General features: G+C 36.1%; 13 protein-coding genes and 1 riboswitch. All 13 genes read left to right on the top strand.

Going from position 1 to position 13,479, the window contains the following annotated elements; all coding sequences use genetic code 11:
• Window positions 1-53 precede the first annotated feature (53 nt).
• Window positions 54-156, top strand: a riboswitch (purine riboswitch).
• A 235-nt stretch (window positions 157-391) separates the two neighbouring features.
• Entirely contained in the window at window positions 392-1,117 is a 726-nt protein-coding gene (locus tag PLX19_RS08400; RefSeq protein WP_272188070.1) for a GntR family transcriptional regulator, read from the top strand.
• An 89-nt stretch (window positions 1,118-1,206) separates the two neighbouring features.
• Window positions 1,207-2,289 (top strand): BMP family lipoprotein, encoded by a 1,083-nt coding sequence (locus PLX19_RS08395; protein ID WP_272188069.1) that lies wholly within the window; start codon window positions 1,207-1,209, stop codon window positions 2,287-2,289.
• An 80-nt stretch (window positions 2,290-2,369) separates the two neighbouring features.
• A complete protein-coding gene (locus PLX19_RS08390) occupies window positions 2,370-3,902 on the top strand; it encodes an ABC transporter ATP-binding protein (RefSeq protein WP_272188068.1) in 1,533 nt (510 codons plus the stop codon).
• Window positions 3,895-4,953, top strand: a complete 1,059-nt coding sequence (locus PLX19_RS08385; RefSeq protein ID WP_272188067.1) for an ABC transporter permease — start codon at window positions 3,895-3,897, stop codon at window positions 4,951-4,953. The genes PLX19_RS08390 and PLX19_RS08385 overlap by 8 nt, the downstream gene beginning before the upstream one ends.
• Window positions 4,954-5,913: an ABC transporter permease gene (locus PLX19_RS08380; RefSeq protein ID WP_272188066.1), complete on the top strand. Its 960-nt coding sequence runs from the start codon at window positions 4,954-4,956 to the stop codon at window positions 5,911-5,913.
• A 131-nt stretch (window positions 5,914-6,044) separates the two neighbouring features.
• Complete coding sequence (gene yfmF / locus PLX19_RS08375) at window positions 6,045-7,319, top strand: EF-P 5-aminopentanol modification-associated protein YfmF (RefSeq protein ID WP_272188065.1); 1,275 nt, start codon at window positions 6,045-6,047, stop codon at window positions 7,317-7,319.
• Window position 7,320: 1 nt separating this feature from the next.
• The gene (yfmH, locus tag PLX19_RS08370; RefSeq protein WP_272188064.1) at window positions 7,321-8,607 is read left to right on the top strand and encodes an EF-P 5-aminopentanol modification-associated protein YfmH; all 1,287 of its coding nucleotides are present in this window, start codon (window positions 7,321-7,323) and stop codon (window positions 8,605-8,607) included.
• 21 nt (window positions 8,608-8,628) lie between these two features.
• A complete protein-coding gene (ymfI, locus tag PLX19_RS08365) occupies window positions 8,629-9,342 on the top strand; it encodes an elongation factor P 5-aminopentanone reductase (protein ID WP_272188063.1) in 714 nt (237 codons plus the stop codon).
• 101 nt (window positions 9,343-9,443) lie between these two features.
• Window positions 9,444-9,692, top strand: coding sequence for a DUF3243 domain-containing protein (locus PLX19_RS08360; RefSeq protein ID WP_272188062.1), 249 nt, complete (start codon window positions 9,444-9,446; stop codon window positions 9,690-9,692).
• Window positions 9,693-9,841: 149 nt separating this feature from the next.
• Window positions 9,842-10,627, top strand: a complete 786-nt coding sequence (locus PLX19_RS08355; protein ID WP_098917275.1) for a DUF3388 domain-containing protein — start codon at window positions 9,842-9,844, stop codon at window positions 10,625-10,627.
• 21 nt (window positions 10,628-10,648) lie between these two features.
• Entirely contained in the window at window positions 10,649-11,539 is an 891-nt protein-coding gene (locus PLX19_RS08350) for a helix-turn-helix domain-containing protein (protein ID WP_272188061.1), read from the top strand.
• A 64-nt stretch (window positions 11,540-11,603) separates the two neighbouring features.
• On the top strand, window positions 11,604-12,182 hold the full coding sequence (gene pgsA, locus PLX19_RS08345) for a CDP-diacylglycerol--glycerol-3-phosphate 3-phosphatidyltransferase (protein ID WP_272188060.1): 579 nt from the start codon (window positions 11,604-11,606) through the stop codon (window positions 12,180-12,182).
• Window positions 12,183-12,203: 21 nt separating this feature from the next.
• Window positions 12,204-13,442, top strand: a complete 1,239-nt coding sequence (locus tag PLX19_RS08340) for a competence/damage-inducible protein A (protein WP_272188059.1) — start codon at window positions 12,204-12,206, stop codon at window positions 13,440-13,442.
• Window positions 13,443-13,479: the final 37 nt, after the last annotated feature.

Below are 13,479 nucleotides of genomic sequence, written 5' to 3'. Positions count from 1 at the left end.
TCGATTTTTTTGTTTGATTGTATTGACAGTAATCATTTCAAGTGGTACGATTACTTCGAAATCAAAATAAACCTCATATAATCTTGGTAATAAGGTCCATAAGTTTCTACCTAGCAACCATAAATTTGCTAGACTATGAGGAAAAAGTGTCAATACAAGGTGTATAGCAACTTTGTTCCTAACTTTTTCATCATATGAGAAATGTAAGGTGCAAAGTTTTTTTTATGGATTAAAGAAAGAAAATTTCATTTAACGAAATTATTAGCACTTATTCGACAAATTGCAACTTTCTTATTTTTATTTAGGGGAATTCATGTTATATTAATTGTGGAAAAAAGAGAAAAGAGGTCTTACATCAGAGGTCGAATAAGTGAAGTGCGAGGGGAGTCTTATGTCAGTAAAGTCCGATAGTCGACACTTGTATTTACGAGTGATTGACCACATTAAAGGAAAGATTAAAAGCGGGGTATATAAAGAGAAGCAAAAGCTACCGTCCGAATTCGATCTAGCAAAAGAGTTGGGCGTTAGTAGAGCGACTTTGCGAGAAGCACTTCGAATTTTAGAAGAAGAAAGCGTTGTCATTCGTCGGCATGGTGTAGGAACGTTTGTAAATGCAAAGCCATTGTTTTCTTCAGGGATTGAACAATTATCTAGTATTACAGATATGATTACTAGTGCAGGCAAAAAGCCAGGTACAGTATTTCTATCATCAGCAGTAGGAAGCTTAACGGAAGAAGAAAAAGAAAAATTTAATAGTGAAGATGGTTTTGAAACACTTATGATTGAACGCGTTCGTACAGCAGATGGGGAACCTGTTGTTTATTGCGTTGATAAGTTACCGAAAGAAGTTCTTCCTGATTTGTCAGAATACAAAGAGGAATCATTACTTACGGTTATACATAGAAATACACATAAACGCATTACATACGCTGTTGCTCATATCGAACCACTTGGTTATCACTCTAAAATATCACCAATTTTAGAATGTGGACCGGAAACAGCATTACTTGTGTTAAAGCAAATGCACTATGATCAAAACGATGAACCGATCTTATATTCTATTAATTATTTTCGAGCAGACAAATTTAGCTTCCATGTATTAAGAAAACGTATGTAGATTGTGCCCATTTTAGGGAGGTGACAGCAAGAAAATAGGGACATGGTTTTGTAAGGAACTAGATACATATTTTAGGAGGGGTTTTTAGTATGAAGAAAAAAGCGGGAATTTTATTATCATTAACGTTAGCAGCAAGCACAATTTTAGGAGCTTGTGGAAACACTGATAAGTCAAGCGAGAAAAAAGAGGGAAAAGACAGCAAAAACTTTAAAGTTGGTATGGTTACAGACGTTGGTGGAGTAGATGATAAATCATTTAACCAATCTGCTTGGGAAGGTTTAAAAAAGTTTGGTAAAGATAACAAATTAAAAGAAAATGAAGGATATCGCTACCTTGAATCTGCTAAGGATGCAGACTATATTCCGAACTTAGCAAAATTTGTAGACACTAACTACAATTTAACATTTGGAATCGGTTATAAAATGCAAGAGGCTATCCAAGAAACAGCAGTAAAAAATCCGAAAAAACAATTTGCACTTGTTGATGCAGTAGTTGATAAGCCGAATGTAACAAGTATTACATTTAAAGACCATGAAGGCTCTTTCCTTGTAGGTGCGGTTGCGGCAATGACAACAAAATCAAATAAAGTAGGATTTATTGGAGGGATTAAAAGTCCTCTAATTGAAAAATTTGAATCTGGTTTCAAGGCTGGTGCGAAATTTGTAAATCCGAATATTGAAGTTGTATCTCAATATGCAGAAGCATTTGATAAACCAGAAAAAGGTTCTGTATTAGCTTCAGCTATGTACGGTGGAGGCGTTGACGTAATTTATCATGCATCTGGTGCAACTGGTAACGGTGTATTTACAGAAGCGAAAAACCGCAAGAAAAAAGGTGAAAATGTTTGGGTAATCGGGGTTGACCGTGACCAAAACCAAGAAGGTATGCCAGAAAATGTAACATTAACTTCAATGGTAAAACGTGTTGACGTTGCAGTAGAAAAAGTTTCACAAAAAGCAAAAGACGGTAAACTTGAAGGCGGTAAAACAGAAGCGTTCGGTTTAGAAGATGATGGTGTTGGAATTGCAAAAACAACTGATAACGTGAAAAAAGTAAATCCAGAAATCTTAACAAAAGTAGAAGAATTGAAAAAGAAAATTGTAAGTGGTGAAATTAAAGTACCTTCTACTCCAAATGAGTACAAAACATTTGAAGCTTCTCTTAAAAAATAATGGTAGATCAATAGCAAAGGTTAGTTCTAAGAACTAACCTTTGCATATATAAAGAACTTTATCCTGTTAGGAGGATTAATATGGAATACGTAATTGAGATGAATAATATTACAAAAGTATTCCCAGGAATTGTGGCGAATGATGATATTACGCTGCAAGTGAAACAGGGAGAAATTCATGCTTTACTTGGAGAAAATGGTGCTGGGAAATCCACACTTATGAATGTTTTGTTTGGGTTGTATCAACCAGAACAAGGTGAAATTAAAATAAAAGGAGAATCTGTAAAAATTACCAATCCTAATGTAGCGAATGATCTTGGAATTGGCATGGTACATCAGCACTTTATGCTAGTACATAATTTTACAGTTACAGAAAATATTATTCTCGGAAATGAACCGAAGAAAAGCGGGAAAATTGCAATTGACGAAGCTGCTAAAGAAATTAAAGCATTATCTGAGCAATACGGATTGTCGGTAGATCCATATGCGAAAATAGAAGATATTTCTGTTGGAATGCAGCAACGTGTAGAAATTTTGAAAACGCTCTACCGCGGAGCGGAAATTTTAATTTTTGACGAACCGACAGCTGTTTTAACGCCGCAGGAGATTCAAGAACTTATTCATATTATGAAAAAGCTTGTGCAAGAAGGGAAATCTATTATTCTTATCACACATAAGTTGAAAGAAATTATGGAAGTATGTGATCGTTGTACAATTATTCGTAAAGGAAAGGGAATTGGAACGGTAGACGTTGCAAATACAGATGAAAACAAGCTTGCAGAATTAATGGTCGGACGTCAAGTGAATTTTAAAACAGAAAAGTCAGACGCCAAACCACGTGAAAATGTACTTGAAATTTCCAATCTTGTTGTGCACGATGCACGTCATTTACCTACCGTAAAAGGACTTGACTTAACTGTTCGTGCAGGAGAAATTGTTGGTATTGCAGGAATCGATGGGAATGGACAAAGTGAATTAATAGAAGCGATTACTGGTTTACGAAAAGTTGAGTCAGGCTCTATTACGTTAAGAGAGAAAGACGTAACAAATTGGCCAGTTAGACGGATTACAGAGGAAGGTGTTGGACACATTCCTGAAGATCGTCATAAGCACGGGCTTGTTCTTGATTTTTCTATCGGAGATAACATGGTACTGCAAACGTACTATAAAAATCCATATTCTAAAAAAGGTATTTTAAATTTTACAAAGGTTTATGAAAAAGCAAAATCGTTAATTCAACAGTTCGATGTTCGTACACCGAGTGAGCATACGCCAGCACGAGCATTATCTGGAGGAAATCAGCAAAAGGCAATTATTGCTCGTGAAGTAGATCGTGATCCGGATTTATTAATTGCTGCGCAGCCAACACGCGGTTTAGATGTTGGGGCCATTGAGTTTATTCATAAAAAATTAATTGAACAGCGTGATAAAGGAAAGGCAGTTCTGTTACTTTCGCTAGAGCTTGACGAAATTATAAATGTAAGCGACCGCGTCGCTGTCATTTATGAAGGGAAAATTGTTGATATTGTAAATGCAAAAGAAACAAATGAGCAACAGCTAGGTCTGTTAATGGCTGGGGGAAAGAAGAAAGAGAAGGTGAACACAAATGGCTAAAAAATTTTTAACGGAGCGAACAATTAACATTTTAGTACCTGTATTATCCGTTATTTTTGGTTTACTTGTTGGAGCCATTGTCATGATTACGAGTGGATACGATCCAATAGTCGGCTATGCCGCATTATGGGATGGTATGGTCGGGAATCCACGTGCAATAGGTGAAACACTCCGTACGATGATTCCGCTTGTTCTTGCTGGTTTATCAGTAGCGTTTGCCTTCCGTACAGGCTTGTTTAATATCGGGGTAGAAGGACAATTGTTAGTAGGGTGGCTTGCTGCTGTTTGGTTCGGTTATGCTGTTTCTTTACCAGCTTTCCTCCATGTTCCGTTATCGATATTATTTGCAGCGCTTGTTGGTGGACTGTGGGGATTTATTCCTGGATATTTAAAAGGGAAGTTTAAGGTAAATGAAGTTATCGTCACAATTATGATGAACTATATCGCGCTTTATGTAACTTATTACATCATTAGGAATTTTCTACATGAAGCAAATGAAAAATCGTATGATATAAAAGCGAGTGCGTCTTTAGCTTCTTCTTGGTTATCCTCTTTAACAGATGGCTCTCGCCTGCACTGGGGAATCGTTGTCGCGATTGTTGTAGCACTTATTATGTGGTTTATATTAGATCGTACAACATTAGGTTACGAGCTCAAATCGGTTGGATTTAATGAGCACGCTTCTAAATATGCTGGAATGAAAGTGTCACGTAATGTTGTATTATCAATGACAATAGCTGGTGCATTTGCTGGAATTGGTGGTGCAATGGAGGGACTTGGAACATTCCAAAGTATGACAGCGATGTCTTCTTTTACAGGAATAGGATTTGATGGTATTGCCGTGGCCCTTCTTGGTGCAAATAATGCATTTGGTATTTTGCTATCAGCACTATTATTTGGCGGATTGAAAAGTGCTGCACCGCAAATGAACTTTGAAGCGAATGTTCCATCTGAACTCATTAATGTTATTATTGCATGTATTATTTTCTTTGTAGCTTGTAGTTACATTTTACGATGGGCACTTTCTCGTTTTAGCAAGGAGGGGAAATAAATGAGTTTCCTAGATATTGTAGCCATTCTTGTCACAGGTACATTATATACCTCAGCACCGCTTATTTTTACAGCACTTGGGGGCGTGTTTAGTGAACGTTCTGGTGTTGTTAACATTGCATTAGAAGGTTTAATGTTGTTTGGTGCATTTATTGGTGTTGTTACAACTCTATTAATGGGAGATACATGGGGAGCGATGACACCGTGGATTGCGCTTATTTTTGCAGCGATTGGCGGAGGATTATTTGCACTTCTTCATGCGGTTGCATCTATTACATTCCGTGCTGATCAAGTTGTCAGCGGAGTAGCGATTAACTTTTTAGCATTAGGGTTATCAGTGTTTGCGATTAAAAAGATTTTTGGAAAAGGTCAAACTGATTTTATCCAATATCGTATTGAAAAAATTGATATTCCGGGCCTTTCTGATATTCCTGTTATTGGAAAAGTGTTTTTCTCTGATGTACCATTAACTTCTTATATTGCAATTATTTTAGCATTCGTAGTTTGGTATGTGATTTATAAAACACCATTTGGTTTACGATTACGTGCTGTTGGGGAACATCCGATGGCAGCTGATACAATGGGTATTAATGTTTATAAAATGCGCTATATCGCAGTTTGTTTATCGGGTATGTTTGCTGGTGTTGGCGGTGCTGTATTTTCAACGTCTATCTCAAATAACTTTTCTGGGGCTACAATTACAGGGCAAGGATTTTTAGCGTTAGCAGCAATGATTTTTGGGAAATGGCATCCAATTGGAGCTCTAGGTGCAGCGTTATTTTTTGGATTTGCACAGTCACTTGGTGTTACAGGTGGTACAATTCCTGTTATAGATCAAATTCCAAGTATCTTTTTAACGATATTACCATATGTATTAACAATTTTTGCACTTGTCGGTTTTGTTGGACGTTCCGAAGCTCCGAAAGCGCTTGGAACACCATATGAAAAAGGAAAACGATAAAAGCTAAAAAGCTCGCACATTAGTGCGAGTTTTTTTACATACAATAACGTTAATACATGAGAAAATTTGCATTTTCTTTTGTGAAAACTGTATATTGAAGAAGAAAATTCCTTTTTAGAGGAGGGTTACAAATGGATCTTATAAAACAAGAAACACATGAATTAGGTGGATTACGTGTACATATGATTCCAACAGAAAAATATAAAACGAATACATTTGTGTTACGGTTAAAGTCACCGTTATGTGAAGAAACAGTAACAGAACGCGCTTTGCTGCCTTATGTATTACAAAGTGCTACAGAAACACACCCGTCTGTCATTCGAATTCGTCAATATTTAGAGGAGTTATATGGTTCGTCATTAGCTGTTGATGTAAGCAAAAAAGGTGAGGATCATGTTATTTCTATCTATATAGACATTGCCAATGAAACATATTTACAAGAAGCACCGCCTCTCTTTGAAAAAGCAATTACTATGCTTGCTGATATTTTATTAAGACCAGCAACAGAAGGAAATGGTTTTTTACAAACGGTTGTAGAAAGTGAAAAACGTGCACTGGTGCAGCGTATTGAATCTACGTTTGATGATAAAATGCGCTATGCAAACGAACGTCTCATCGAAGAAATGTGTAAAGTAGAACCGTACCGTTTAAGTGCAAATGGTCAAAAAGAGCGTGTTTCTAAGATTACAAACGAAACGTTGTATCAATATTATAAAAAAGTATTAAATGAAGATGAAATGGATTTATATATTATAGGTGATATTGAAGAAGGTGCTCTTGAACTTGTGAAACGATACTTTTCTGTTTCTAAACGTGAACCGAAAGAAAGAAGTGTATTGCTTCATAAGAAAAATGAAGAAGAACAAGAGGTTGTAGAAAAACAAGAACTAAAGCAAAGTAAATTAAATATTGGATATCGCACATATATTACGTATCGCGACGAAGATTATTTTGCTTTGCAGTTATTTAATGGTTTGTTTGGTGGTTTTTCGCATTCGAAATTATTTGTGAATGTACGTGAAAAAAACAGCTTGGCATATTATGCTGCCTCTCGTTATGAAAGTCATAAAGGACTTCTGTTCGTAATGTCTGGAATTGAGGGGAAAAATTATGAAAAAGCTGTAACGATTATTAAAGAACAAATGATAGCAATGCAAAATGGTGATTTTACGGATGAGGAAATTGTACAAACAAAAAGTGTGATTAAGAATCAAGTTTTAGAGACAATTGATACGCCGCGCGGTCTTGTAGAACTTTTGTACCATGAAGTGATTGCAAATTATGGCCGTCCTGTAGAAGAATGGTTAACAGAGATTGAACGAGTAACGAAAGAGGAAATCGTCAAAGTAGCTAATAATATTCAGCTAGATACAATTTACTTCTTACATGGGACGGAGGGAGTTTAAGATGGAAAAAATCGTTTATGAACAATTAAAAGAAACGCTGTATTACGAAAAACTGCCCAATGGTCTAGAAGTATACATTCTCCCAAAACAAGGTTTTAATAAAACGTATGCAACATTTACGACAAAGTATGGTTCTATTGATAATACGTTTGTGCCACTTGGAAAAAATGAGATGCTTCGTGTACCAGATGGAATTGCACATTTTCTAGAGCATAAATTGTTTGAAAAAGAGGATCACGATGCGTTCCAATTATTTAGTAAGCAGGGAGCTTCTTCAAACGCATTCACATCGTTTACAAGAACTGCATATTTATTTTCTTGCACATCAAACGTTGAAAAGAATTTAGAAACATTGTTAGATTTCGTGCAAGATCCATACTTTTCTGAACAAACGGTCGAGAAAGAGAAGGGGATTATTGGGCAAGAAATTCAAATGTATCAAGATAATGCCGATTGGCGTTTATATTTTGGATTAATTGACAGTTTATATAGGGAACATCCTGTAAAGATTGATATCGCAGGAACAATTGATTCAATCAGTAAAATTACGAAAGATTTGTTGTATGAGTGTTATCATACATTTTATCACCCAAGTAATATGTTACTATTTGTTGTTGGTTCGATTGATCCAGAGAAAACGATGGATTTAGTGTGTCAAAATCAAGCGAAAAAAAATTATACTGCTCAATCTGAAATAGCTAGGTCTTTTGCTGAAGAACCAGAACAAGTAAATGAGAAAAAAATGGTGATTACAATGCCGGTACAAACACCGAAATGTTTAGTGGGTGTAAAAACGCAAGACTTGAAGCGACAAGGAAAAGACTTGTTAAAGCAAGAAATTGCTTTAACTCTTATGTTAGATTATTTATTTGGAAAAAGTTCTACCCATTATGAAACATTGTATAATGAAGGTTTAATTGATGATACGTTTTCGTACGATTATACAGAAGAAAGCAGTTTTGGTTTTGCGATGATTGGTGGAGATACGAAACATCCAGATGAATTAGCAAAGCGAATAACGGATATTTTACTACAAACGAATTATGATGAGTTATGCGCGGAAACGTTAGAACGTGTGAAAAAGAAGAAAATAGGTGGTTTTTTACGTTCGCTAAATTCCCCAGAATATATTGCAAATCAATTCACACGATATGCATTTAACGGTTCTAGTTTGTTTGACGCATTATCTGTATTGGAAAGTTTATCAATTCAAGATTTACAAACAGTTGTGAAGAACTTTTTAAAAGAAGAACGAGTAAGTATTTGCCAGATACTTCCGAAGAAATAATGAAGTAGAGAGAGGAAAAAGATGAAGAAGTTTGCATTAGTTACCGGGGGAAGTGGGGGAATTGGCTCTGCCATTGTAAGACGGTTAGTAAAAGATGGCTACGCGGTGTATGTTCATTATAATCAAGGTGAAAAGAGAGTTCAGCAATTAGAACAAGAACTTAAAGATATTATTCCCGTTCAGGCTAACTTATCAGAAATAGATGGTGCTTCGCAATTATGGTCGCAAATTCAGCATCCAATTGAGGCGATTGTATATGCGGCTGGGCAGAGTGTTTTTGGATTGACGACAGATGTTACAGATGAACAATTAAATGAGATGGTGGAGTTGCAAGTGAAAAATGTATATAAACTTGTTTCATTTGCACTTCCCTCCATGGTTCGAAATCGAAGTGGGAATATCGTTGTGATTTCTTCCATTTGGGGACAAATAGGTGCTTCATGTGAAGTGTTGTATTCAATGGTGAAGGGAGCGCAAAATTCATACGTAAAAGCATTGGCGAAAGAGGTTGCATTAAGCGGTGTACGGGTGAATGCGATTGCTCCAGGTGCAATTGAAACAGAAATGCTGCGTGTATTTTCGAATGAAGAAAAGCAAGAGATTGCAGAAGAAATTCCGCTTGGCCGATTAGGGATGGCAGAGGAAGTTGCAAATACAGTTGCATTTGTAGTTTCTTCTCAAGCATCTTATATAACAGGTCAAATCATTGGAGTAAATGGGGGCTGGCATTGTTAATCGCTTAAAGTAAGGAGTAGTGTGTTTTACTCATACATAAAAAAGAGCATAGTGGCAAATAGTAAATATGACTCCATTACTTTATAGTGAGGTGCATAACGATGTCAGTATTAGATAACTTTGAACAATGGAAAGGCTTTTTAGGAGAACGTTTAGACCAAGCGCAAGGAAAAGGTTTAGACGGCGGTGCAATTTCTGATATGGCTTATCGTATTGGGGATTATTTAGCAAATGAAGTAGAAGCGCGTAATGACCAAGAAAAATTATTGGCGGAGCTATGGAAAGTTGCAGATGAACAAGAGCAACATACAATTGCAAATTTAATGGTAAAAATGGTCAATCATAAGTAATGAAAAGAGAGGAAGAATCCTCTCTTTTTTTGTCGATTTTGAGAATCATTCAATTAAATCGAGTTTTCGATTGTACATTTCACTTTCCTATTAGGGGAAAATCATATAATATAGTACGTAGGTGTAGAGTAAGCAAGGGGGGGCATCAAATGATTGAATGGTATTTTGAGTATGAAATACATAAAAACCGACCTGGCTTGCTTGGTGATGTTTCTTCGTTAATCGGTATGCTTGGTATTAATATTGTAACAATTAATGGGGTAGACAATGCTAGGCGCGGACTATTATTAATGTGTGAAAATCAAGAACAAATTTCTAGACTTGAATCAATTTTAAATACGATGGATAATATAACTGTAACGAAATATCGTCCACCGAAGCTTCGCGATCGATTAGCAGTTCGTCACGGAAGATATATACAGCGAGATGCGGATGATAAGAAAACATTTCGTTTCGTTCGTGATGAATTAGGTTTACTTGTCGATTTTATGGCGGAACTGATGAAAAAAGATGGCCATAAATTAATTGGAATTCGTGGAATGCCGCGCGTTGGAAAAACTGAATCCATCGTTGCTGCAAGTGTTTGTGCAAATAAACGTTGGCTTTTTGTATCGTCGACTCTTATTAAACAGACGGTACGCAGTCAGTTAATTGAAGATGAATATAATGATAATAATATCTTTATTTTAGATGGAATTGTTTCAACGAAGCGCGCAAATGAACGACACTGGCAGCTTGTTCGCGAAATTATGAGATTGCCAGCAACAAAGGTTGTAGAGCATCCAGATGTATTTGTGAGTCAGTCAGAATATACACTTGATGATTTTGATTACATTATTGAGTTGAGAAATGATTACGATGAAGAAATTCAATACAGTCTAGTAGATGAAATTGAACAAGGAAATCAAAATAATTTTTCTATGTTCGACTTTTAAAGAAATATTGAGGTGTTAGCATTGACAGAATTAGGACAAAAGCTGAAAGAAGCACGAGAATTGAAAGGTTTTTCCATCGATCAGCTGCAGGAAATTACGAAAATTCAAAAACGTTATTTGATTAGTATTGAAGAAGGAAATTATAGTATATTGCCTGGAGATTTTTACGCGCGTGCCTTTATAAAACAATATGCAGAAGCAGTTGGGTTAAATGGAGAGGCACTACTTGAAGAATATCGACACGAAATACCGCAGTCGATTTCTCAGGATGTCCCGCAATTTTCCACAGGACAAAAGGCGCAGGAAACTGTGCAAAAAGCAGCGTCATCACAAATTGCAGACCATATGCCTAAAATTTTAATTACATTGCTTGTTATTGCTGTTGGTGTTGCAATTTGGTTCGTGTTTCAGTTTGTTTTAGGTAAAAATGACGATAGTCAAGTAAAACAAACGAAAAATGCACAAACAGAAGTGGAAAAAGCAGAAAATTCGCCTCTTGATCAAAAGAAAGAAGAGAAAAAACAAGAGAAGAAACAAGAAGTACCTCAACAACCTGGGCAGCAACAAAATCCAGCTCAACAAGAGATTAAAGTTGTTGAAAAGAACGGGAAAGAATCTACATTGGAACTTCGTCATAATAAAGAATTGAAAGTAGAAATAACTGCAAAAGGTACAAGTTATGTAGATATTAAAAACGAAGATGGTAAAGAACTTTATACAGGTACTTTAAATAAGGATCAAACACAACAACAAGATTTATCGCCAGAACATGTTGTGCGTTTAAACATTGGTAGTGCGCCAAATGTTGAAATTAAAATTAACGGTCAACCTGTTGAATTCCCACAAAATACAGAAGAAATGCGTCATCAAATTTTGGTGATTAAAAACTTAGGGGAACAACCTGCACAATAATAGTCATCGTTCCGATGACTTTTTTCAATGCATAAACTGTTTTTGACATGATGGAGGAATAGCTGTGAATTTACCAAATAAAATTACTGTATCAAGAATTTGCTTAATTCCTATATTTTTAATTATTATGCTCGCTCCATTTGATTGGGGAGTGTATACAATTGGAGATGTAGAATTGCCAGTTCAGCACTTAGCTGGAGCGCTTGTTTTTATTATTGCTTCTGCGACAGATTGGATTGATGGCCATTATGCAAGAAAACACAATCTTGTAACGAATCTAGGGAAATTTTTGGATCCTTTGGCGGATAAGTTATTGGTATCTGCGGCATTAATTACGCTTGTAGATTTACATTATGTAGCGACTTGGATGGCTGTTGTTATTATTAGCCGAGAATTTGCCGTTACAGGCTTGCGTCTTGTATTAGCTGGTACAGGAGAAGTGGCTGCTGCGAAAATGCCTGGGAAAATTAAAATGTGGATGCAAGTTATTGCAATTTCTGCCTACTTACTTCACGATGTTCCGTTTAATTTAATTAATGTCCCAATTGCAGATATTTCAATATGGGTTGCACTTATTTTCACGATTATTTCAGGATGGGATTATTTCTGGAAAAATAGAGGAGTATTTGTTGATTCGAAATAACGGCTTATGGGGGAATGGAAGATGAATGCAGAGATTATCGCGGTTGGTACAGAGCTATTGCTTGGACAAATTGCGAATACGAATGCCAAGTTTATATCAGAAAAACTAGCATCCATCGGAATCGATGTATATTATCACACTGTTGTAGGAGATAACAATAATCGCTTACGTCAAGCAATTGAAATTGCTCAAAAACGTGCAGATATATTGATTTTCACAGGTGGTTTAGGGCCAACAAAAGACGATTTAACGAAAGAAACAATTGCTTCCTCCTTACAGGAAGAACTTGTATATGATGAAGTAGCGCTTAATTCCATTGCTGATTATTATAAAAGAACGGGAAGAGAGTTTACTGAAAATAATAAAAAACAAGCTCTTGTTTTAAGGGGAGCAACTGTGTTTGCAAATGATCATGGTATGGCTCCGGGTATGGGATTATGTAAAGATAACAAGGTGTATATTTTACTTCCAGGACCACCTAAAGAAATGAATCCAATGTATACAAGTTATGTAGAGAATTGGCTTCTTCCTTTTACATCTGGTGAGAATCTATATTCTCGTACTCTTCGATTTTTTGGAATTGGAGAATCACAATTAGAGGCAACGATTCAAGATTTAATAGATGCTCAAACGAATCCGACCATTGCTCCTCTTGCTTCTGAAGGAGAAGTAACGCTTCGCTTGACAGCAAAGCACCATGATGCAAAAGAAGCTGAATCTTTAATAAATCATGTAGAAGAATTGATTTTACAAAGAGTAGGGCAATTTTTTTATGGATATAATCAAGATCTTCTTCATAAAAAAGCAATTACTTTGCTTAAACAAAAGTGTTTAACGATTGCATGTGCTGAAAGTTTAACGGGTGGCTTATTTGGTGATCGTATTACTGAAGTTGCCGGTGTATCTTCTCTGTTTAAAGGTGGCGTAATTTGTTATAGCAATGATGTAAAACAACATGTACTAGATGTGCCAGAAAAGACTTTACAAACAGATGGAGCTGTTAGTGAAGATTGTGCCCGTTATCTTGCTGAAAGTGTGAAAAAACTAATGCAAACGAATGTCGGAATTAGCTTCACTGGAGTAGCAGGGCCGGATGCATCTGAAGGAAAAGAACCTGGAACAGTGTTTATTGGCTTAGCAATAGATGAACAACCGACAGTAGTTATTCCCCTTGCATTAAGTGGAAGTCGTCAACAAATTCGTGAACGAACTGTCAAATACGGATTTTATCATCTGTATAAGAAGCTAGAAGAGATATAAATCTCTTCTAGCTTTTGTTATTTTATATAGAAAAATA

Origin of the sequence: Bacillus sp. BP-3 (assembly GCF_028401955.1) — a bacterium.
Lineage (GTDB): Bacteria > Bacillota > Bacilli > Bacillales > Bacillaceae_G > Bacillus_A.
The sequence above is the reverse complement of the archived record's forward strand: the minus strand, read 5'-3'. Positions and strand labels throughout refer to the sequence as shown.

Excerpts from the sequence above, each read along its gene's own strand:
- yfmF (WP_272188065.1), top strand. The coding sequence starts at position 6,045 with ATGGATCTTATAAAACAAGAAACACATGAATTAGGTGGATTACGTGTA.
- PLX19_RS08380 (WP_272188066.1), top strand. The coding sequence starts at position 4,954 with ATGAGTTTCCTAGATATTGTAGCCATTCTTGTCACAGGTACATTATAT.
- PLX19_RS08385 (WP_272188067.1), top strand. The coding sequence starts at position 3,895 with ATGGCTAAAAAATTTTTAACGGAGCGAACAATTAACATTTTAGTACCT.
- yfmH (WP_272188064.1), top strand. The coding sequence starts at position 7,321 with ATGGAAAAAATCGTTTATGAACAATTAAAAGAAACGCTGTATTACGAA.
- PLX19_RS08340 (WP_272188059.1), top strand. The coding sequence starts at position 12,204 with ATGAATGCAGAGATTATCGCGGTTGGTACAGAGCTATTGCTTGGACAA.
- PLX19_RS08390 (WP_272188068.1), top strand. The coding sequence starts at position 2,370 with ATGGAATACGTAATTGAGATGAATAATATTACAAAAGTATTCCCAGGA.
- PLX19_RS08395 (WP_272188069.1), top strand. The coding sequence starts at position 1,207 with ATGAAGAAAAAAGCGGGAATTTTATTATCATTAACGTTAGCAGCAAGC.
- PLX19_RS08400 (WP_272188070.1), top strand. The coding sequence starts at position 392 with ATGTCAGTAAAGTCCGATAGTCGACACTTGTATTTACGAGTGATTGAC.
- PLX19_RS08355 (WP_098917275.1), top strand. The coding sequence starts at position 9,842 with ATGATTGAATGGTATTTTGAGTATGAAATACATAAAAACCGACCTGGC.
- ymfI (WP_272188063.1), top strand. The coding sequence starts at position 8,629 with ATGAAGAAGTTTGCATTAGTTACCGGGGGAAGTGGGGGAATTGGCTCT.
- PLX19_RS08360 (WP_272188062.1), top strand. The coding sequence starts at position 9,444 with ATGTCAGTATTAGATAACTTTGAACAATGGAAAGGCTTTTTAGGAGAA.